The organism is Patulibacter defluvii (genome assembly GCF_034096925.1).
Classification (GTDB): Bacteria; Actinomycetota; Thermoleophilia; order Solirubrobacterales; family Solirubrobacteraceae; genus Patulibacter; species Patulibacter defluvii.
Map to the genome: position 1 here is coordinate 303,549 of NZ_JAWZSQ010000001.1, position 19,451 is coordinate 322,999.

The 19,451-nt window shown below is 75.7% G+C and carries 17 protein-coding genes; 11 read left to right on the top strand and 6 right to left on the bottom strand.

Translation table 11 applies throughout. The features are described 5' to 3' along the window. Positions 1–42: 42 nt before the first annotated feature. The 10 genes from SH587_RS01230 (at position 43) to SH587_RS01275 (ending at position 12,402) form a co-directional block, all read left to right on the top strand. Entirely contained in the window at positions 43–897 is an 855-nt protein-coding gene (locus tag SH587_RS01230; protein ID WP_320668721.1) for an MlaE family ABC transporter permease, read from the top strand. Continuing rightward, positions 897–1,709: an MlaE family ABC transporter permease gene (locus SH587_RS01235; RefSeq protein ID WP_320668722.1), complete on the top strand. Its 813-nt coding sequence runs from the start codon at positions 897–899 to the stop codon at positions 1,707–1,709. The genes SH587_RS01230 and SH587_RS01235 overlap by 1 nt, the downstream gene beginning before the upstream one ends. 3 nt (positions 1,710–1,712) lie before the next feature. After that, a complete protein-coding gene (locus tag SH587_RS01240) occupies positions 1,713–3,092 on the top strand; it encodes an MlaD family protein (RefSeq protein ID WP_320668723.1) in 1,380 nt (459 codons plus the stop codon). After that, on the top strand, positions 3,089–4,414 hold the full coding sequence (locus SH587_RS01245; RefSeq protein ID WP_320668724.1) for an MlaD family protein: 1,326 nt from the start codon (positions 3,089–3,091) through the stop codon (positions 4,412–4,414). The genes SH587_RS01240 and SH587_RS01245 overlap by 4 nt, the downstream gene beginning before the upstream one ends. Then, positions 4,411–5,844 carry an MlaD family protein gene (locus SH587_RS01250; RefSeq protein ID WP_320668725.1) on the top strand — a complete coding sequence of 478 codons (1,434 nt, stop codon included), beginning with the start codon at positions 4,411–4,413 and terminating at the stop codon, positions 5,842–5,844. The genes SH587_RS01245 and SH587_RS01250 overlap by 4 nt, the downstream gene beginning before the upstream one ends. Next, positions 5,841–7,364: an MlaD family protein gene (locus SH587_RS01255; protein WP_320668726.1), complete on the top strand. Its 1,524-nt coding sequence runs from the start codon at positions 5,841–5,843 to the stop codon at positions 7,362–7,364. The genes SH587_RS01250 and SH587_RS01255 overlap by 4 nt, the downstream gene beginning before the upstream one ends. Then, positions 7,361–8,620, top strand: a complete 1,260-nt coding sequence (locus SH587_RS01260) for an MlaD family protein (protein WP_320668727.1) — start codon at positions 7,361–7,363, stop codon at positions 8,618–8,620. Before SH587_RS01255 ends, SH587_RS01260 begins: the two co-directional genes overlap by 4 nt. After that, positions 8,620–10,044 (top strand): MlaD family protein, encoded by a 1,425-nt coding sequence (locus tag SH587_RS01265; protein WP_320668728.1) that lies wholly within the window; start codon positions 8,620–8,622, stop codon positions 10,042–10,044. Before SH587_RS01260 ends, SH587_RS01265 begins: the two co-directional genes overlap by 1 nt. An 81-nt stretch (positions 10,045–10,125) precedes the next feature. Further along, positions 10,126–10,998 carry a hypothetical protein gene (locus SH587_RS01270; RefSeq protein ID WP_320668729.1) on the top strand — a complete coding sequence of 291 codons (873 nt, stop codon included), beginning with the start codon at positions 10,126–10,128 and terminating at the stop codon, positions 10,996–10,998. Between the two features lie 15 nt (positions 10,999–11,013). Beyond that, entirely contained in the window at positions 11,014–12,402 is a 1,389-nt protein-coding gene (locus SH587_RS01275) for a cytochrome P450 (protein ID WP_320668730.1), read from the top strand. Here the strand turns inward: SH587_RS01275 and SH587_RS01280 are convergent. From SH587_RS01280 to SH587_RS01295, 4 genes are read right to left on the bottom strand one after another with little or no spacing between them, the layout of a single operon-like run. Next, positions 12,389–13,843, bottom strand: a complete 1,455-nt coding sequence (locus tag SH587_RS01280; protein ID WP_320668731.1) for a cytochrome P450 — start codon at positions 13,841–13,843, stop codon at positions 12,389–12,391. The two genes, SH587_RS01275 and SH587_RS01280, sit on opposite strands and share 14 nt — an antisense overlap. Then, positions 13,843–15,024, bottom strand: a complete 1,182-nt coding sequence (locus SH587_RS01285; protein WP_320668732.1) for an aminoglycoside phosphotransferase family protein — start codon at positions 15,022–15,024, stop codon at positions 13,843–13,845. The genes SH587_RS01280 and SH587_RS01285 overlap by 1 nt, the downstream gene beginning before the upstream one ends. After that, a complete protein-coding gene (locus SH587_RS01290; RefSeq protein WP_320668733.1) occupies positions 15,021–15,824 on the bottom strand; it encodes a hypothetical protein in 804 nt (267 codons plus the stop codon). The genes SH587_RS01285 and SH587_RS01290 overlap by 4 nt, the downstream gene beginning before the upstream one ends. A gap of 2 nt (positions 15,825–15,826) precedes the next feature. Next, positions 15,827–16,459: a TetR/AcrR family transcriptional regulator gene (locus SH587_RS01295; protein WP_320668734.1), complete on the bottom strand. Its 633-nt coding sequence runs from the start codon at positions 16,457–16,459 to the stop codon at positions 15,827–15,829. Positions 16,460–16,668: 209 nt separating this feature from the next. Here SH587_RS01295 and SH587_RS01300 point away from each other — a divergent pair, with 209 nt between their 5' ends. Beyond that, positions 16,669–18,459, top strand: coding sequence for an amidohydrolase (locus SH587_RS01300; RefSeq protein ID WP_320668735.1), 1,791 nt, complete (start codon positions 16,669–16,671; stop codon positions 18,457–18,459). 54 nt (positions 18,460–18,513) lie between these two features. Here the strand turns inward: SH587_RS01300 and SH587_RS01305 are convergent, their stop codons facing one another. Continuing rightward, positions 18,514–18,888, bottom strand: coding sequence for a nitrile hydratase accessory protein (locus SH587_RS01305; protein ID WP_320668736.1), 375 nt, complete (start codon positions 18,886–18,888; stop codon positions 18,514–18,516). Continuing rightward, positions 18,885–19,442: a nitrile hydratase subunit alpha gene (gene nthA, locus SH587_RS01310; protein WP_375341717.1), complete on the bottom strand. Its 558-nt coding sequence runs from the start codon at positions 19,440–19,442 to the stop codon at positions 18,885–18,887. Before nthA ends, SH587_RS01305 begins: the two co-directional genes overlap by 4 nt. Positions 19,443–19,451 lie beyond the last annotated feature (9 nt).

Below are 19,451 nucleotides of genomic sequence, written 5' to 3' on the forward strand. Positions count from 1 at the left end.
CCGCTCGCGAGCCCCGGAGGCGGCCGCGAGCGGGAGAGCGACGTGGATCGAACGATCGACAAGGGGGCCGGGCGACCGCCGGCGAGCACCCGCCGGGCCCCCCGCGGGGCGTGGCTCGACGGGCGGCTGGCCGGGGCGGCGCTGCAGGCCGGGGGGATGCTGCAGCTCGCCGGCCAGGCGTTCTGGCGCGGCTTCCGCCCGCCGTACTCCTACGGCCCCGAGCTGGTCGAGCAGCTGCGGTTCGCGCTCCGGATCTCGCTCTTCCCGCTGGTCCTCACGGCCTTCGCGCTCTCGTTCGGCCCGGCCGGCATCCAGGCCTCGAACTTCCTCGGCCTGTTCGGCGCCCTCGACCGGCTCGGCGGCGTCTACGTGATCGTCGTGATCCGCGAGTTCGCGCCGCTGGTGACGGCGATCGTGGTCGCCGGCGTGGCCGGGACCGCGATCTGCGCCGACCTCGGTGCCCGCCGGGTGCGCGAGGAGATCGACGCGCTCGAGGTGCTCGGGATCGACACCGTGCGGGCGCTGGTCGTGCCGCGGCTGTTCGCGATCGCGATCGTCTGCGTGCTCTTCGACGTCTTCGCGCTGCTGGCCGGCGTGCTCGGCGCGGTGCTGGTGGTGGTCCAGAACCACGCCCCGATCGGCCCCTTCTTCTCGACCTTCTTCAGCAGCGCGACGACGCTCGAGCTGGCCGCCTCGTTCGTGAAGTGCGCGATCTACGGCGTGATGATCGCGATCGTCTGCTGCTACAAGGGGATCAACGCCTCGGGCGGGGCAGCCGGCGTCGGGCGGGCGGTCAACCAGTCGGTGGTCGTCGCCTTCCTCGCCACCGGCGCGATCAACTACGTCTTCACCCAGCTGCTGCTGGCGACCAACCCGATCCTCTCGGAGGTCCGCTGATGGCGGTCCGGGCCGCCGGCCGCCGCGCGCGCGAGGTCCGCGACGGGCTCGACGCGCTCGGCGACGGCGCCGAGTTCGCCTGGCGGGTCACCAGCGGCGCGCTCAGCCCGCGGATCCGCCGCTACCTGGTCGAGGTGCTGCGGCAGGCCAGCCTGCTGATCACCGGCTCGGTGCTGATCGTGCTCGGGCTGGTCTTCGCGCTCGGGCTGGCGATCGGGATCGAGGGCGCCTACGCCTCGAAGATCGTCGGCGCGCCCTCGGTCGCCGGCGCCTTCGCGGCGATCGCCGACCTGCGCGAGATCGCCCCCTACGCCTTCGGCTACATGATGGCCGCCAAGGTCTCGACCGGCTACGTGGCCGAGATCGGGACGATGCAGATCGCCGAGGAGGTCGACGCGCTCGAGGTGATGGGCCTCGACTCGGTGCTCTTCCTCTGCTCGACGCGGCTGCTCGGCACCTGGCTGATCCTGCCGTTCGTCTACGCGATCGCGATCGTCGTCGCCTACGTCGGCTCGTTCGTCGCGGTCGTGATGCAGGTCGGGCAGGTCTCGGCCGGCGGCTACCTGGAGCTGTTCTGGAAGTTCCAGAGCCCCCAGGACTACCTCTTCTCCGGGATCAAGGGCATGGCGATGGCGACCTTCGTGGTCCTCGTCGGCTGCTACTACGGCTACCGCGTCCGCGGCGGGCCGGTCGACGTCGGCCGGGCGACCGCGCGGGCGATGGTCGTCAACCTGATCGGCGTCCACGTGATCGGCATCCTCGGCTCCCAGCTCTTCTGGGGCGGGATGCCCCGGCTCCCGATCGGCGGCTGAGCGGTGGCCCGGGTCACCACGAGCACGCGGCGGCGGATCCGGCGCGGGGCGGCGGTCGCGCTGCTGGTGGCGGTCGTCGTCGCCGTCGCGCTGCTGGTCGCGGGCGGCGGCGACGACGGCTACCGGGTCCACGCGCGGTTCGTCAACGCCGGCCAGATGGTCGAGGGCGCGACCGTCCAGGTGGCGGGCCGCCGGGTCGGCACCGTCACCCGCCTGACCCTCGCCGACGACGGCACCGCCGACGCCGAGCTGTCGCTCGACGACCGGGTCGTGCGGCCGCTGCGGCGCGACGCGCGGGCGGCGATCCGGGCCGTCGGCCAGGCCGGCGTCGCCAGCCGCTTCGTCGACCTGACCCCCGGCTCGTCGCGGGCCCCGGCGATCGCCGACGGCGGCACCCTGCCGCTGGCCCAGACCCGCGGGATCGTCGACCTCGACGCGATCCTCGACCGGCTCGACGCGCCCGCCCGCCGCGACGTCCGCGGCCTGATCCGGGGCGCGTCGCGGATCTACGCCGGATCGAGCGCGGCCTCGTTCAACCGGATGCTCGCGCGGCTCGACCCGGCGCTCGGCGAGACGGCGCGGCTGTTCGGCGAGCTGGAGGCCGACGGCGACGACGTCGAGCGGCTGATCGTCCGCGCGGGCGATGCGGCCAGCGCGATCGCCGCCCGTCGCCAGGACCTGCGGCGGGCGGTCTCCGGCACGGCGCGGGCGCTCGGCGCGGTGGCGGAGCGGCGGACCGCGCTCGACGGCGTCCTGCGACGGGCGCCGGCCGTCCTGCGGATGGCCCGCGGGACCCTCGCCGGGGTCTCCGTCACCACCGCCCGCCTGCGCCCGGCGCTGCGGCTGGTGCCGGCCGCCGCCGCGCCGCTCGGGCAGGTGGCGCGAGCGCTGCCGCCGACGCTGGCCCGGGCGACGCCGGTGGTCGGGCGGCTGCGGCGCGACCTGCCGGCGGTCCGGCGGACGCTGCTCGCCCTGCCCGCGCTGCGGCCGTCGGCGGTCGAGGCGCTCGGCCGCACGCGGACCGCGCTGGCGGCGGCGACCCCGATCCTGCGCGGCGTCCGCTACTACGGCAGCGACTTCATCCTCGGCGTCCTCAACGGGCTCGCCGGCGTCGCGGTCGGCAACTACAACGAGCTCGGCCACTACGCGCGGCTGGAGTTCGTGCAGAACGTCCAGACCCTGCTCGGCGGGGCGCTCTCGTCGCTGGTGCCGGCGCTGACCGGCGGCGGCCTGCTGGGTCCGATCAACGTCCGCACCCACCTCGACGCGCGCTGCCCCGGCAGCACCGCGCCGCCGGCGCCGGACGGCTCCAGCCCGTGGGTCCCCGACCCGTCGATCTGCGACCCGGCGGACAGCATGCCGGCCTCGGTGAACCAGCCGTGAGGCGGGCCGGCCTGCTGCTCGCCGCGCTGCTGGTGGCCGCCGTCGCGGCGCTGCTGCTGCTGCGCGGCGGCGGCGAGGGGGAGGGCGACTACCGCTTCGACGCGATCTTCGACACCGCCAAGGGGATCGTCCCCGGGCAACTGCTGAAGGTCGGCGGGGTCCGCGCCGGCCGCGTCGAGGCGGTCCACCTGACCCCCGGCCACCACGCGCGGATGAGCTTCAGCCTCGACCGCCGCTACGCACCGCTGCGGCAGGGCGCGCGCTGCCGGATCCTGCCCGAGGGCTTCATCAGCGAGAGCTTCGTCGACTGCGATCCCGGCCCCCGCGGGCAGCCGCCGCTGCGGGCCAGCGGCGACGCGCCGCCGACCGTCGCGCTGGAGCGGACCCAGATCCCGGTCGCGCTGCAGGACGTCGTCGACCTGTTCGCGGTCCCGACCGCCGACCGGATCCGGGTGCTGCTGAGCGAGCTGGGGCTGGCGACCGCCGGCCGCGGTCGCGACCTGAACGCGATCCTCCGCCGCGCCAACCCGGCGCTGACCGACGCCCGCTCGCTGCTGGCGGTCCTCGACGGCCAGCGGACGCGGCTGGCCGACGCGGTCGCGGCCAGCGACGCGGTGCTCGCGCGGCTGGCCGGCAGCGACCGGGCGATCCGGCGGCTGGTCGATCGCGGGGCCGCGGCGACCGCCGTCACCGCCGGTCGCGAGCGGGCGCTGGGGGAGGGCGTCCGGCGGCTGCCGGCGATGCTGGCCGAGGCCGACGGCGGGCTCGACGCGCTCGACCGGACCGCCGTCCGGCTGACGCCGCTGGTCCGCGACCTGCGGGCCAGCGCGCCCTCGCTGCGGCGGCTGACGACCGTGCTGCCGCGGTTCGCCCGCACCGGCACCCCGGCCCTCCGCGACCTCCAGCGGCTGGCCCGCCGCGGCCGCCCGCAGCTGGCGGCGCTGCGGCCGCTGGCCCGCGACGTCGAGCGGCTGGTCGGCCGGCTCGGCGCGCCGCTCGACCGCGCCCGCCGGCTGCTGGTCGACACCCGCGACCGCGGCGGGATCGACGAGACCCTGCGGCTGCTCTACTCGCTGTCGACCGTCACCGCGCTGCGCGACGACGTCTCGCACATCGTCAGCATCTTCGCCGGCGTCTATTCGCAGTGCCTGCTGAACCGCAGCGCCCCCGGCTGCAGCCACGCCTACGCGGCGCCCGGCAAGGGGCTGGTGCCGGTCAACGACCCGGCGTCCGGCCCGCGGGAGGCGACCGACCGCGCCGCCGCCGATCCCGATCCGACCGTCGAGCGGCTGCGCCGCCGCCTACGGGAGCTGCTGCGATGAGCGCCCCGACCCGTCGTCGCGCCGCCGGCCGCGGACGGCTGCTGGCGATCGGCCTGGCCGGGATCGCCGTCGTGCTGGCGATCGTCGTCATCGCCTACCGGGCCAACAGCGGCCTGCCCTTCCAGCCCGCCTACCGGATCACCGTCGAGGTCCCGAACGCGCTGCGGCTGGTGCGCAACAACGACGTCCGGATCGCGGGCGTGCGGGCGGGCCGGACCGACCGGGTCGAGGCGGTGGTCGGCGGCCGCCGCACCCACGCGCGGCTGACCCTGGCCCTGCGCGAGGACGTCGGGCCGCTGCGCTCCGACACCCGCGCGCGGGTCCGGCCGGCGTCGATCCTCGGCACCAACTACCTCGACCTGCTGCCGGGCGAGCGCGGTCGCGAGCTGCCCTCGGGGTCGGCGCTGCCGCTGGCGCGGGCCTCCTCGACCGTCGAGCTGACCGACCTGCTGGACGTCTTCGACCGCGCCAGCGGCCGCCGGCTGCAGGCGCTGCTGGGCGAGGTCGGCCCGGGGCTGGCGGGCCGCGGCCCGGCGCTCAACCAGGCGCTCGGCGACCTGCCCGGGACCCTCCGCGAGCTGGCGCTGGTCAGCCGCGCGCTGGCCCGCCCGGACACGCGGCTGGGGCCGTTCGTGGTCGCGCTCGACCGCGCGGCGCAGGCGATCGCGCCGGTCCGCGGGGCGCTGGCCGGGGCGATCGAGGGCGCGGCGGGCACGCTGGCCACGCTCGCCGACCACGGCCCGGCGCTGGCCGCGACCCTCGACGCGCTGCCGCCGGCCGAGGCCTCGACCACCCGCGCCTTCGTGCGGCTGCGGCCGGCGCTCGACGACCTGGCGCGGCTCTCGACCGCGCTCGAGCCGGCGGTCGGGCTGCTGCCGCGGGCGGTCCCGACCGTCAACCGCACGCTGACCGCCGGCCTCCGCCCGCTGCGCGACCTGCGGCCCTTCGCCGGCGCCCTCGGCGAGAGCCTGGTCGGCCTCGGCGACCTGGCCCGCACGACCGGCGTCCGCGGCGCCGTCCAGCGGACCGAGGACGCGATCACCGCCGCCGACGGCACCCTGCGGACGCTGCTGCCGGCCCAGCTCCAGTGCAACGTGATCGGGCTCTGGGCGACCAACTTCGCCTCGACCTTCGGCAGCCTCGGCACCGGCCAGGGCCCGGCGGTGGCCAACATCGGCGTCACTCACCTGGGGGCCGAGGGCGAGCTGCTGCAGAACCCGCGGCCGTCGCGCAACGCCAACATCAACCTGCTGCCGAACGTCGACCGCCGGGAGTGCGAGTCGGGCAACGAGCCGGTCGGCGGCGGCCAGCAGCTCGGCAACCCGCGCGGCCACCAGCCGGCCGCCACGCGCGAGACCCGCCAGCAGCCGGCGATCCGGCGGCTGGCCGATCGCGCCGGCCTGCTCGACCGCGGGAGGAGCGGCCGGTGAGCGCCGAGGTCGTCCGCCGCCGGGCCCGCCGCGCCCGCACCCGCCGGCTGGCCGCCGCGCTGATCGCGCTGGCGCTGCTGGCCGCGATCACCTTCGTCGCCTTCTGGCGTGGCGCGCTCTCCGGCGGCTACGAGATCGAGGCCGTCGTCGGCACCGCCAACCAGCTGCGGCCGGGGGCGGCGGTGCGGGTCGCCGGCCTCGACGTCGGCCGGCTGGAGGCGATCGAGCCCGGCCCCGGCACCAGCTCGCGGCTGCGGCTGCGGATCGACGACGACGCGCCGCCGATCCACGACGACGCCGGGGTCCGGATCGCGCCGCGGCTGTTCTTCGAGGGCAACGCCGCGATCCGGATCGCTCCCGGCACCGCCGGCCGGCCGCGGATCCGCCCCGGGGCCACGATCCCGCGCTCGCGGACCAGCGTCGCCGTCCAGCTCGACCAGGTGCTCGACGTGCTGACGACGCCGGTCCGCGACGGGCTGCGGCGGACGGCGGCCGAGCTGCGCCGCGGGCTCGGCGGCCCGGCCGGGCGCAGCGGCGCCGACGGCCTGCGGCGGGCGACGCGCGAGCTCGACGGCGCCCTCGGTGACGTGACGACGGTCGAGCGCGCCGTCCGCGGGGTCCGCCCGGGCGACCTGGAGGGGGCGATCGCCGGCACCGCCGACAGCGCCGAGCAGCTGGTTCGCGACCCCGCCGCGCTCCAGGGCGTGGTCACCAACAGCGCCCGCCTGCTCGCCGCGCTGGCCGACCGCGAGCGGCAGCTGGGGGCGTCGGTCGACGGTCTGCTGGCGGTCCTCGGCGACGCCCCCGCGACGCTCCGGCGGCTGGACCTGGCGCTGCCGGTCGTCGACCGCTTCGCCGGCGCGCTGCGGCCGGCGCTGCGGGCGGCCCCGCGGCCGCTGCGGCGCACGGCCGAGGCGCTCGAGCAGGTGCGCGCGATCACCGCCCCCGGCGAGCTGCCGGCGACCCTCGACGCGCTGCGCCCGATCACCGCCGACCTGCCGCCGCTGGCCGAGCGGCTGACGGGGACGCTGCCGCTGCTGGCCGACGCGATGCGCTGCGTCGACCGCAACGTGCTGCCGACGCTGCGGATGCAGGTGCCCGACGGCAAGCTCTCGACCGGCCGCCCGGTCTGGCAGGACGCGCTCCACATGGGCGCGGCGCTGGCGGGCGCGTCGCCGAACTTCGACGGCAACGGGACCACGATCCGGCTCGGCGTGACCGAGGGCGAGCAGGCGCTGGAGGGCGTGCTGCCGGGGATCGGGACCGTCTCGACGCTGGCCGCCGACGGCGTCGGCTCGCTCAGCCCGGCCTGGCTCGGCTACGGGGTCTCGCCGCCGTTCCGGCCCGACGTCCGCTGCACGACCCAGGCCCTGCCCGACCTCGACGCGCGGTCGAGCGCCCGGCTCCAGGGCTTCCGGCGGACCGCGGCGACCCCGGCCAAGGAGGCCCGGGCGGAGCAGCGCGCCGCCTCGCGGGCGCTGCTCGGCCGGCCGCCGCTCGGCGGGAGGGGCGCGCGATGACCCGCCGCACCCTCGGCTTCCTGGTCGTCGTCGCGGCGATCGTCGTCACGGGCGTCGCCGCGGCCGCCTACGTGCTCGTCCACCAGCGGCTGCCGGTGCCGTTCCGCGACGTCTACGAGCTGCGCGCGTCGCTGGTCGCCGCCGACGGCGTGGCGCCCGGGCTCGGCCAGCCGGTCCAGGTGGCGGGGGTCAAGGTCGGGACGATCACCGCCGCCCGGGTCGAGCGCGGGCGGGCGCTGGTGACGCTGGAGATCGACCGTCGCGAGCTGCCGGCCGTTCACGCCGACGCCAGCGTCGCGCTGCGGCCGGTGACCCCGCTCGACGACATGCGGATCGAGCTCGATCCCGGCCACCGTGCCCGCGGCCCGCTGCCGCCCGGCGGCCGGATCGACCAGGCCCGGACGACCACCCCGGCCGCGCTCGACGAGCTGCTCGGCGCGCTCGACGCCGACACCCGCGACTTCCTGGCCTCGCTGATCTCGTCGCTCGACGCCGGCACCGCCGGCCGCGGCGACGACCTCCGGCGGGCGCTGCGGACGCTTGGCCCGACGGTCGGCCAGGTGCGGCGGATCGCCGCCTCGCTGGCCGGCCGCCGCCGCGAGCTGTCGCGGCTGGTCAGCAACGTCGCCGTGATCACCCGTGCCGCCAGCCGCGACGACCGGCTGGCCGCGCTGGTCGCCGACGGCAACCGCACGCTGCGCGCCGTCGCCGACCAGGACGCGGCGCTGCGGCAGGCGCTGACCCGCCTGCCCGGGACGTTGACGACGACCTCGCGGGCGCTGCGCTCGGGCGGCGGCCTGGCCGCCGAGCTGCCGCCGACTCTGACCGCGCTGCAGCCGGCCGTCCGCCGGCTGCCGGCGACGCTCGCCGCGCTGGAGCCGTTCAGCGCCCGCCTGCGCGACGCGCTCCGCGACGACGTGCGGCCGCTGGCCCGCGAGCTGACCCCGCTGCTGGGCGAGCTGCGCCCGGCCGTCTCCGGCCTGCGGACGGCCGAGCCCGACCTGCGCGGGGTGCTGCAGTCGACGAACTACCTGCTCAACAGCCTGGCCTACAACCCGCCCGGCGACGACGAGGGCTTCCTCTTCTGGGCCTCGTGGTTCGTCCACAACTGGAACTCGCTCTTCAGCACCGCCGACGCCCACGGCGGCATCGGCCGCGCGATGGTGATGGTCAACTGCGGCCAGCTGACCCAGCTCGCCGACCTCGGCCCGTTGCTCAAGCTGCTGCTCGGCAGCCCGACCCTCTGCCCCGGCTGATGGAGACCCGCACGCCGACCCTCCGCCAGCTGCTGCTCCCGATCGGGTTCGCGCTCTTCTGCGCCGTGCTCGCGCTGGTGGTCTGGCGCAGCTTTGGCGGGACCGTGCCGCTGGAGCCGCGCGAGTACCGGATCACCGCCAGCTTCCCGCAGGCGTCGAACCTCTTCGCTCAGGCCGACGTGCGGGCCGCGGGGGTCGACATCGGCCGCGTGACGCGGGTCGTCCGCCGCGGCCGGCGGGTCGACGTCGAGATGGCGATCGATCCCCGGATCGCGCCGCTGCGGCAGGGCGCGCGGGCGATCCTGCGGACCAAGACGCTGCTCGGCGAGACCTTCGTCGAAGTCGCTCCCGGCTCGCGGCGGGCGCCGCTGATCGAGGACGGCGGCCGGCTGCCGGCGGGCAGCGTGCGGGCGGCGCAGCGGCTCGACGATGTGCTGGAGACCTTCGCCCCCGGCACCCGCCGCGACCTGCGCGAGCTGATCGCCGGCAGCGCGCGGGCCTTCGCCGGCCGCGCCGGTTCGCTCAACGGCGCGGCGGCCCAGCTGGCGCCGGCGGTCGGCGGCGTCGGCGCGGTCCTGGAGCGGGCGCGGCGCCAGGAGGACGGCCTGCGGCGGCTGGTGGCCGGCTCCGGCGACGTGCTGGCGGCGGTCGGCGAGCGCGACGGCGAGGTCCGGGCCGCGATCCGCGCCACCGACCAGGTGCTGGCGGTGACCGATCGGCGGCGGGCCGAGCTGGGGGCGACGATCGAGGCGCTGCCGCCGTTCCTGCGCCAGCTGCGGCGGACCGCCGACGACCTGGCCGGGGCGGCGCCCGACGTCCGCCGCGCCTCGGCCGCGCTGCGGCGGGCGGCCCCGGCGCTGCCGGCGGCGCTGACCGCGGTGGTCCGCGACGGGCCGGCCTTCGAACGGCTCTTCCGCGAGCTGGCGCCGGTGCTGCGGACCGGCCGCCGGAGCCTGCCGGCGCTCGACGAGACCGCCGCCGCGGCCCGCTCGGCGCTGCCGGTGGCCGACGTCGCGATCCGCCAGCTGGTGCCGGTGCTGCGGCTGCTCGAGGCCAACCGCAGCTCGGTCCACGGCGTGCTGGCGAACGTCGGCCAGATCCAGAACGGCACGATGGTCGGCCCCGGCAACCGGGTGATCCACTACGGCAACGGCCTGCCGACGATCTGGAACGAGATCGTCGGCGGCTGGGTCAAGCGGCTGCCGACCAACCGGCTCAACCCGTATCCGAAGCCGGAGAGCCTGCGCGACATCGCCAGCGGCGGGCTCAAGGCCTACGACTGCCGCAACACCGGCAACCCGCTCTACCTGCCGCCGATCGGCCCCGGCGCGCCGCCCTGCGTGGAGCAGGGCCCCTGGACCTTCGACGGCGTCCGCGCCTACTTCCCGCGGCTGCGCGAGCAGCCGCCGACCCTCCGTCCCTGACGACCCTTCGACCTTCCCGACGCGGGCCGACCCAGGCGCGCATCTGACAAGAGAATTGTCACTTATCCCGAGGAGCACCCGATGCCCACCGCACTCCTGACCGCCACGATCGAGCTCGGCGCCCAGCGTCCGGGCGACGGCCAGATCCCGCTCGCCCCCGTCCTCCACGCCGACCACACCGCCGCGCTGGTGATGGTGATCGCGGCCTTCGCCGGCGTCGCCGCGGCGCTGGTCTGGGCGCTGGTCAAGCTCGTCCGCGGCGGCGAGACGCTGCCGCTGGTGCTGCTCGCGGCCGGCGTCGTCGCGGCCAACATGGAACCGCTCGGCGACCACGTCGGGCTGATCGTCTACGCGCCCGACGTCCCCTGGTTCGACTACTGGCTGATGGGCCGCCAGATGCCGTCCTTCATCGCCGTCGGCGAGGCCAGCTACATCGCCTTCGGCGGGTACTACGCCTACCGGATGCTGGCCAACGGCCGCTCGGTCGGGCGGGTGGTGCTGATCAGCGCGGTGCTGGTCGGGATCCCCGAGATCCTGGTCGAGGTCGGCTGGCACCACTGGGGGATCATCAGCTACTACGGCGACAACCCGACCCGGATCCTCGGCGTCCCGCTCTACTCGATCGTCCAGAACTCGACCCTGCTGCCGGTCCTCGGCCTGGTCGCGTTCCTCGGCGCCGAGCACCTGCGCGGCGTCCAGCGGCTGTGGCTGCTGATCGCGGTCCCGGCGGTCACGATCGGCTACATCGTCGGCGTCAGCTGGCCGGTCTACGTGGCGATCCAGTCCTCGGCCGCGGCCCCGATCGTGTGGGCGGCGGCGCTCGTCACCTGCGCGGCCTCGATCGGCGGCGCCTGGGCGGCGATCAACTACCCCGCCGTCCGCCGGCTGCGCGAGGCCGCGGCCGCCGGCCCGGCGCCGGCCACCAACCCCACGACCGCGACCGCCGCGGCCTGAGCCCGGAGCACGACGATGAGCCCCACGCTCCCCGCCCCGACCCCCACCACCCTCGCCCCGTCGGCGCTGCCGCTGCCGCCCGGGCCCCGCGGTCCCGCGCGGCTGCCGGCGCTGCTGCGCCTGATCCGCGACCCGTGGTTCGGCCCGGCCGCGCTCCAGCGCCGCTACGGCGACGTGGTCCGGCTGCCGGTGCCGTTCGCCGAGCTGATCCTGCTCGGCCACCCCGACCAGATCGCCCAGGTCAACGTCGCGCACCGCGAGCGCTACGGCCGCGCGGCGATGGTCACCGACACGATGCGGGTCCAGGGATCGCCCCACCACGCCTCGTGGTTCGAGGACGACGACGAGTGGGCCCGCGGCCGCAAGCTGCTGCAGCCGCACTTCACCCAGAAGGCGCTGGCCGAGCTCGGCGGCCTCTTCACCGAGGCGATCGTCGAGCAGGTCGACGGCTGGGGCGCGGCGGCCGACCGCGGCGCCCCGCTGGAGCTGCACGAGCAGCTGAAGGCGCTGGCCCTGGCCGTCCTCTACAACGCGATGTTCTCGCGCCGGATCGGGCCCGAGGAGATGCACCGGCTGCTGGCGGCGCTCGACGACCGGATGGTCGCCACCACCGTCCGCACGGCGATGTTCCCGCTGCCGGGCTGGCTGCCGCGACCGCGCCAGGCGGCCGGCGCCCGCGGCGACGACTGGCTCGACCACCACCTGGCCGAGCTGGTCGCCGACCGCCGCGCCGCGCCGACCGACGTGACCGACGTCCTCAACGTGCTGCTCGACGCGCGCTACGACGACGGGACCCCGCTCGAGGACCACAAGATCCGGACCGAGATGCTGTTCCTCGTGATCGGTGGTCACGAGACGACGGCGGCCGGGATGGCCTGGACCTTCGCGCTGCTGGCCCAGCACCCGCGGATCGCCGAGCGGGTGCGGGAGGAGGTCGACGCGCTCGGCGGCGCCGCGGTCGGGCCCGAGCACCTGGGGCGGCTGCCCTTCGTCCGCGCCTGCTTCGACGAGGCCTCGCGGCTCCAGGGCAGCCTGGTCATCAACCCGAAGCTGGCGCTGGAGGACGACGAGCTGGGCGGCTACCGGATCCCGCGCGGGGCGACGGTCCTGTGGTCGAACGTCACCCTCCACCGCGACCCGCGCTTCTGGGGCGCCGACGCCGACCGCTTCCGGCCCGACCGCTGGCTGGAGGGCAACGCCCCGGCGGCCGCGTTCCAGGCCTTCGGCCGTGGCCCGCGGATGTGCCTGGGCAAGCGGCTGGCCTACATCGAGGCGGTCTGCACGCTCGCCACCGCCTTCCAGCGCTACCGCTTCGCGCCGCCGCCGAACTGGGAGATCCGCCACCAGTACCGGATGTCGATGGGCGTCCGCGGCGGGGTGCCGCTGCGGCTCACCCGCCGCTGAGCCGGGCGGCCCGCGGCGGGTGCAGCGTGACCGGGCAGCCGCCCTTCATCCCGGTCGAGATGTGGAACTGGTGGCGGGGGACGAAGCCGGGCGCCAGCCGGAAGCGGTAGCGGCGGCGCGCGGTCACCAGCGCGAAGGCGGCCTCCATGTAGGCCAGCCGCATCCCCATGCACTTGCGCGGCCCGAGGCCGAAGGGCAGGAAGGCGCCCTTGTGGATCTCGTCGCGGGCGAAGCGGGCGGGGTCGAAGCGCTCCGGGTCGCGCCAGTGGCGGGGGTCGCGGTGGAGCGCGTAGGGCGAGATCCAGACGATCGACCCGCGCGGCACCCGGTGGCCGCCCAGCTCGGTGTCCTCGATCGGCGTGCGGCTGAACATCGGCCCGCCCTGCAGTCGCTGGGCCTCGTCGAAGACCGCGTGCAGGTAGGGCAGCCGGTCGAGGTCGGCGGCGGTCGGCGGGCCGTCGCCGAGGGCGGCGATCTCGTCGTCGAGGGTCGCCGCCACGTCGGGGTGCAGGTCGAGCATCGCGACCGTCCACGAGAGCGCCGAAGCGGTCGTCTCGAAGCCGCCGAAGATCAGGCCGAACAGCTCGCTGCGCAGCTCTTCGTCGGTCATCGGCCGGCCGTCGTCGTCGCGGACGTCGAGCAGCATCTGGAGGATGTCCGAGCCGCCGTCCGGCAGCGGCGCGGCGCGGCGCTCGCGGACCATCCGGTCGAGGAAGGCGTGGATCCAGCGGATCGCCCGCTCGCCGCGGCGCTGGTAGGGCAGCGGCAGCCCGCGCGGGGCGTTGGTGGCGATCATCTTGAAGGCCGCGTAGTAGGCGAAGGTCCGGAAGGCGACCACCGCCTCGTCGATCGTGCGGTCGTCGAGCCGGGTGGTGAACATCGACCGCAGCAGCACCGACATCGTCAGGTCGCTCCAGGGTCCGTCGAGGTCGACCGGGCGGCCGCTGCCGACGTGCGCGCCCCAGCGCTCGATCCGCTCCTCGATCGCCTGCCCGACCAGCGGGCTGACCGCCTCCAGCTGGCGGGCGCCGAACTTCGGGCTCAGCAGCCGCCGCATCCGCTTCCAGGGCTCGCCGTCGGAGACCGGCAGCGGCAGGTGGCGCTCGCTGCTGAAGAGGGCGTAGTTCATCTCGCCCTTGCCGTAGTCGCTCGCCCGCCGGTTGAAGACCTCGACGACCAGGTCGGGGTCGTTGACCAGGATCAGCTCGGCGCGGCCGGGGACGGGCACGCGGACGACGTCGCCGTAGCGGTCGCGCAGCCGCTCGGGCGCGCGGTAGATGTCGCGCAGCAGCAGCGGCAGCGCGCCGACCCCCGGCCAGCCGCGGGGCCCGGGCGGCAGCGACGGGCGGACGGCCGCCGGCGGGGCGGCGGCCGCGCCGTGGTCGACCGGGCAGCGAGCGGCGGCCGGGGCGGCGGGGCAGGAGGGCTCGGTGGGGGTCATCAGGATCGGAGGCCGACGGCGGCGAAGGCGTCGTGGTCGAGGCAGGCGCTACCGATCCGGCGCAGCATCTCGCCGGAGACCGCGCGCGGCTGCATGTCGCCGGGCATCAGCCGCGGCGGGCTGAAGGTCGGCGCCCAGAAGGCGAGCGCGCCCCATAGCTGGGCGCGGTAGCGGTCGCGCAGCGCCGGCGGGTCGGGGGCGGGACCGCCGCGGCGGTGCAGCTCCTCGCCGTAGAGCGCCAGCAGGTCGTCCTCCCAGGCCCGCCGGTCGTCGACGGCGAGGACGGTCGAGAGCGCGTAGGCCAGGTCGCGGGCGCCGTCGCCGAGCACCACCCCCTGCCAGTCGCAGAGCCCGATCCCGCCGGCCGCCGGGCGGTACCAGTTGCCCAGGTGGACGTCGTTGTGGAGCAGCGTCGGCGGCCGGCCCTCGTGGGCGGCGATCGAGGCCAGCACGGCCCGCCAGGTGCGCGCCGGATCGGCCCGCAGCGAGCGGTCGAGCAGCTCGCCGCACTCGCCCAGGCAGCGGCGGAAGGCCGACTCGACGTCGACCAGGGCGAAGGCGTCGCGCCACTGCCGCCCGTAGCTCTTGAAGCCGGCGGGCGGACGGTCGGCGAAGGTCGCGTGGACGGTCGCCAGCGTCCGCACCACCTGCTCGGCGTCGGCCCGGTCGACCTGGTCGCTCGGCCGCAGGAAGGTCGCCCCCTGGGTCGCCACCAGGTCCTCCAGCAGCAGCACCGTGGCCATCCGCCGCTGGTCGTAGGCGCCGTGGTGGCAGCGCGGCGCGGCGACGTCCAGCCGCTCCCGCAGCTGCAGGTAGAAGCGGGCCTCGACCAGGCCGCTGATCGCCTGCGTGATCCGCTGCAGGACGCCGGGGCTGGACTTGGCGAAGACGGTCTCCGGCAGTCCCAGCGGAGCCGGGTCGCGGTCGTAGCGCAGCCGCAGCCGGTGGCGGCTGGTGGTCCCGTGCGAGCCGTCGACCAGGTCGACCGCGACCACCCGCACGCCGGCCGGGCAGAGCGCCCGGGTCATCCAGGCGGGCGTCAGGTCGGCGACCCGCGTCGGCGCCACGGCGGGGTCGTCGCTGCGGACCGGCCGCACCCGCTCGACCGCGGCGCTGGCGGCGATCCGGCCCAGCTCGGGCAGCGCGCGCGCCCGCCCGCCCCAGCGCGCCAGGGCGCTCACGCCGCCACCGCCGTCGCCACCGGGGGCGCTGCGGTCGCTCGTCGCTGGTCGAGCGTGAACCGCAGCATCGCCAGCGGGATCGCCACGTTGAGGACCGCCGCCAACGCCCCCAGCAGCAGGAACGGCACGGTGCTCGCGCCGCCGTGCAGGGCCAGGTACGCGGGCCAGGTGCAGAGCAGCGCGACCGCGTAGTAGCAGCCGGGGATCACCGGCAGGAACAGCAGCGCCCGCCAGCCGCGCAGGTAGGGCGCGGCCAGCGTCAGGATCGAGGCCATGAACACGTAGAGGAACGCGTTCTGGACCATGCTCGTGATCGGCAGGCCGAAGATCCGCGTCGGGTTGTCGCCGTAGTACTCGAAGACGTTGGCCTGGATCGCCATGATCTCCAGCGGCCAGTCGATCACCCCGGCGACGACGGCGATCAGCACGATCCGCTGGAACGACGCCCCGCCGACGATCAGCCGGTGCAGGAACCAGGTGAAGAGCGAGAACATCGCCCCGATCCCGAGCGCGCTGACGGGGATCACCCGCCCGGCCAGGGTGTACAGGTCGCCGGGCGCGTCGGACGCGTACTGGAAGCCGAGGATCGCGTCGATGAAGGGCTCGTTCGGCAGCCAGGCGGTGGCGCTGGCCAGCACCACCAGCGGCAGCGCCGAGCGCAGCCGCAGCGCCTCGCGGCCGGCGACCAGGAACGACGCCGCGACCATCGCGAAGGTCGCCCCGGCGAAGATCCAGAAGACGGTCGAGCTGGCCCCGGTCAGGGGGCCGGCCGGATCGAGGAACCCGCTCTGCGCGCCCATGCTCAGGCGGCCTCGACCGCGGCCCGGACGATCGTGTCGGCGAGCGCTCGCAGCTGCTCGCCCTCGGCGTCCAGCAGCACGCCGTCGCGGGTCAGGAAGAACGACGCGCTGAGCCGCACGACGACCTCGGCCATCCGCCGCGCGTGGAGCGGATCGAGGGCGCCGGCCGGGTCGATGAAGCGGGCGAGGGCGGCGGTCGCGGCGCGCAGCCACGGTCCGCCGCGGTCGGCCAGGTGGGGCACGATCGCCTCCGGCTCCTCGGCCAGCAGGTGCGCGGCCAGCGGGTGCTCGCCGGCGGCGCGGGCGCCGACCGCGAACGCCTCGACGGCGCGGTCGACCGGGTCCTCCAGCGCCGCCGCGGCGGCGCTCAGGGTGGCGAAGAAGGCCTGGGTCTCGCGCAGCAGGATCCGTCGCAGCAGCTCGTCCTTGCCCCCCAGCCGGCGGTAGGCGGTCGGCCGCGAGACGCCGGCCCGGCGGGCGATGTCGGTCAGCGACGTGCGCGCCACGCCGTAGCGGGCGAACTCGGCCGTGGCGACGTCGAGCAGCGCCTCCAGCTCGGGATCGTCGCCCGCGTCGGGCTGGACGGCGACGTCCAGCAGCGCGGTCAGGTTGGGGTCGGGAGCGTCGGCATCCATGAGACGATTAGACAGTAGCGTCTCATCGACCAGGAGGCAAGCGGCGGAGGAAGAGCGGCAACGCGCCGCTCTAGGCCCTCAGGACGTCGCTTTGGACCGGTTCAGCATCGACGGTCTGTCGCATTGCTTGGGTCGCGTCCTGCGGATTAGCGTGATGATCGGATCGTAAGCAGGTCGGCGTGGGTCGGCCGCGGAGAGGAGAAGGCGCTGTGGGGAGCAGCATCAGGAAGACGACGGTGGCGGTGGCCGCCGTCGCGACGCTGGCGTCGGCGGCACCGGTGGCGTCGGCCGCCCAGCCGGCCGACGCGGTCTGGCGCAACGGGGCGGTCTTCACCGCCGACGCGAAGGGCTCGATCCGCCAGGCGGTCGCCGTGCGCGGCGGGCGGATCGTCTACGTCGGCAGCAACCGGGGTGTCCGGCGCTACGTCGGGCGGCGCACGAAGGTCACGAACCTGAAGGGCCGGATGGCGATGCCGGGCCTGGTCGACGGCCACATGCATCCGCTCGGCGGCGGCGCGGGCCTGCTCAAGTGCTCGCTGAACTACGAGCCGCTGACGATCGCCCAGATCCGCGAGCGGATCGCCAAGTGCCTGGACGACACCAAGGACAAGGGTCCCGACGCCTGGCTCCAGGTGATCAACTGGTACCAGGAGGCGATGGTCCCGGCCGGCACCAAGCTGACCGCGGCCGACCTCGACGACCTCAGCCCGACGCGGCCGATCGTCGTCAAGTCGAGCTTCGGCCACTCGGCCGTCGTCAACAGCACGGTGATGCGGCTGGCCGGCGTCACCGCCGCCACCCAGGCGCCGGTCGGCGGCTCGATCGACCGCGACGCCCAGGGCAACCCGACCGGGCTCTTCAACGACGACGCCCAGGACCTCGTCACCGACAAGGTCCCGGCCCCGACGGCGGCCGACAACGTCGAGTCGGCCCGCGCCGCGCTGAAGGCGATGCGCGAGCAGGGCATCACCTCGTTCCTCGACGCGGCTGCCGGGCCGGCCTCGATCGCCGCCTTCCGGGCGGTCGAGCGGAGCGGCGGGCTGACCGCCCGCGCCCACTTCGCCCCGGTCGTCTCGGCCGAGGCCGCGACCGAGCCGGCCAAGACCGTCGCCTGGCTGAAGGGCCTGCGGCGGCAGTACGACCAGGGCCCGACCCGCCGCAGCCCGAGCGTCACCGTCCGCAACGCGAAGATCTTCATGGACGGCGTCCAGCAGTTCCCGGCCTTCACCGCCGGCCTGCTGAAGCCGTACTTCGTGAACAAGGGCACCGACGCCGACCCGCACTTCGAGCCCGGCACCAACCGCGGCCCGATCTACGTCCAGCCGACGGCGCTGAAGAAGGTCCTGAGCGCGATCGGCGGCGCCGGCTTCGACCCCCACGTCCACTCGATCGGCGACCGCGCGGTGCGGGTCACGCTCGACGCCTACCAGGAGATGCGCAAGCACACCAAGGGCAAGGACATCCGCGGGGCGATCGCTCACGCCGAGATGGTCGACCCCGGCGACTACGACCGCTTCCGCAAGATCGGCGTCCAGCCGGTGATGTCGTACCAGTGGGCGAAGCCGGGGCCCGACTCGATCGACGCCCAGAAGGACTACATCGGCTTCGAGCGCTGGAACCGGGTCGAGCCCGAGGGCAGCCTCTGGAAGGCCGGCGCCCGGATCGCCTACGGCAGCGACTGGCCGGTCGACGCGCTCAACGAGTGGTACGCGCTCCAGATCGGCATCACCCGCCGCAACCCGGCCGGCGGCAAGTACGCCGGCAAGTTCAACGACCAGGCGGTGCTGCCGCGCAAGTACGCGCTGCGCTCGATCACCGCCAGCAGCAGCTACGAGCTGCACCAGGACCAGACCGGCGTGCTCGCGCCGGGCAAGCTGGCCGACATGATCGTCCTCGACCGCAACTTCCTGAAGGTCAAGGCGACCGCGATCGAGAGCACCAAGGTGCTGACGACGATGGTCGGCGGGCGGACGGTCTACCGGGCCAAGGGCTTCCGCTAGACGGAGCGCCCAGGTCGGCCGCGGCGGTCCCCGGACCGTCGCGGCCGGTCGCCGTCAGTGGGCGTGGTCGCCGTCGTGCTCGTGGTCGTGCTCGTGCGCGGCCTCGTGGGCGATCCGCGCCTGGGCGGCGTCCAGCTCGGCCGGGTCGATCAGGCCCCGCTCGCAGAGGACCGCCTCGAGCGCGGCGGTCCAGCGGGCGTAGTAGTCCCAGGGTTCGACGGGGCCCCCGTCGGCGCGGCCGGCCTCGCGCTCCCAGGCGCCGATCTCGTCGATCAGCCGGGCGCGGAAGTCGTCCCACCGCCAGCGGCCGGCCTCGGTCATCGCGACCGCGACCGAGAACGCCCGCGCCTGCCACGGCTGCTCGAAGACCAGCTCGCCGTTGGCCCGCGGCAGCGTCGCCTCGTCGCGGATCGCGTCGGCGGCGCTCACGGCGCGGGCTCCGCGGCCAGGCCGACGCCGACCATCGAATCACGGGTCACCAGCGCGGCCAGCTGCTGCTCGGAGAAGCCGTCGGTCCCGGCCGGCCGCATCGGCAGCACCAGGTAGCGGACCTCGGCGCTCGAGTCCCAGACCCGGATCCGCGTCTCCGCCGGCAGCTCGGTCCCGAACTCGCGGAGCACCGCCCGCGGCTCGCGGACGGCGCGCGCCCGGTACTCGGGGCTCTTGTACCAGGCGGGCGGCAGGCCGAGGACGCCCCACGGGTAGCACGAGCAGAGCGTGCAGGTGACCAGGTTGTGGGTCTCGGGCGTGTTCTCGACCACCACCACGTGCTCGGCGACGAAGCCGCCGACGTCGACCTCGGCCATCGCCGCGGTGCCGTCGGCCAGCAGCCGCCGACGGAAGTCGTCGTCGCTCCAGGCCCGCGCCACGACCCGCGCCCCGCGCAGCGGCCCGACGTCGTGCTCGTAGGTCGAGGCGACCCGGTCGACCACCTCGCTGGTCAGGATGCCCTTCTCGATCAGCAGGGCCTCGATCGCCCGCATCCGCAGGCC

Bases quoted from the DNA above. Each gene is read 5' to 3' on its own strand.
- SH587_RS01265 (WP_320668728.1), top strand. From the start codon at position 8,620: ATGGAGACCCGCACGCCGACCCTCCGCCAGCTGCTGCTCCCGATCGGG.
- SH587_RS01260 (WP_320668727.1), top strand. From the start codon at position 7,361: ATGACCCGCCGCACCCTCGGCTTCCTGGTCGTCGTCGCGGCGATCGTC.
- nthA (WP_375341717.1), bottom strand. From the start codon at position 19,442: ATGCGGGCGATCGAGGCCCTGCTGATCGAGAAGGGCATCCTGACCAGC.
- SH587_RS01235 (WP_320668722.1), top strand. From the start codon at position 897: ATGGCGGTCCGGGCCGCCGGCCGCCGCGCGCGCGAGGTCCGCGACGGG.
- SH587_RS01295 (WP_320668734.1), bottom strand. From the start codon at position 16,459: ATGGATGCCGACGCTCCCGACCCCAACCTGACCGCGCTGCTGGACGTC.
- SH587_RS01275 (WP_320668730.1), top strand. From the start codon at position 11,014: ATGAGCCCCACGCTCCCCGCCCCGACCCCCACCACCCTCGCCCCGTCG.
- SH587_RS01270 (WP_320668729.1), top strand. From the start codon at position 10,126: ATGCCCACCGCACTCCTGACCGCCACGATCGAGCTCGGCGCCCAGCGT.
- SH587_RS01250 (WP_320668725.1), top strand. From the start codon at position 4,411: ATGAGCGCCCCGACCCGTCGTCGCGCCGCCGGCCGCGGACGGCTGCTG.
- SH587_RS01290 (WP_320668733.1), bottom strand. From the start codon at position 15,824: ATGGGCGCGCAGAGCGGGTTCCTCGATCCGGCCGGCCCCCTGACCGGG.
- SH587_RS01280 (WP_320668731.1), bottom strand. From the start codon at position 13,843: ATGACCCCCACCGAGCCCTCCTGCCCCGCCGCCCCGGCCGCCGCTCGC.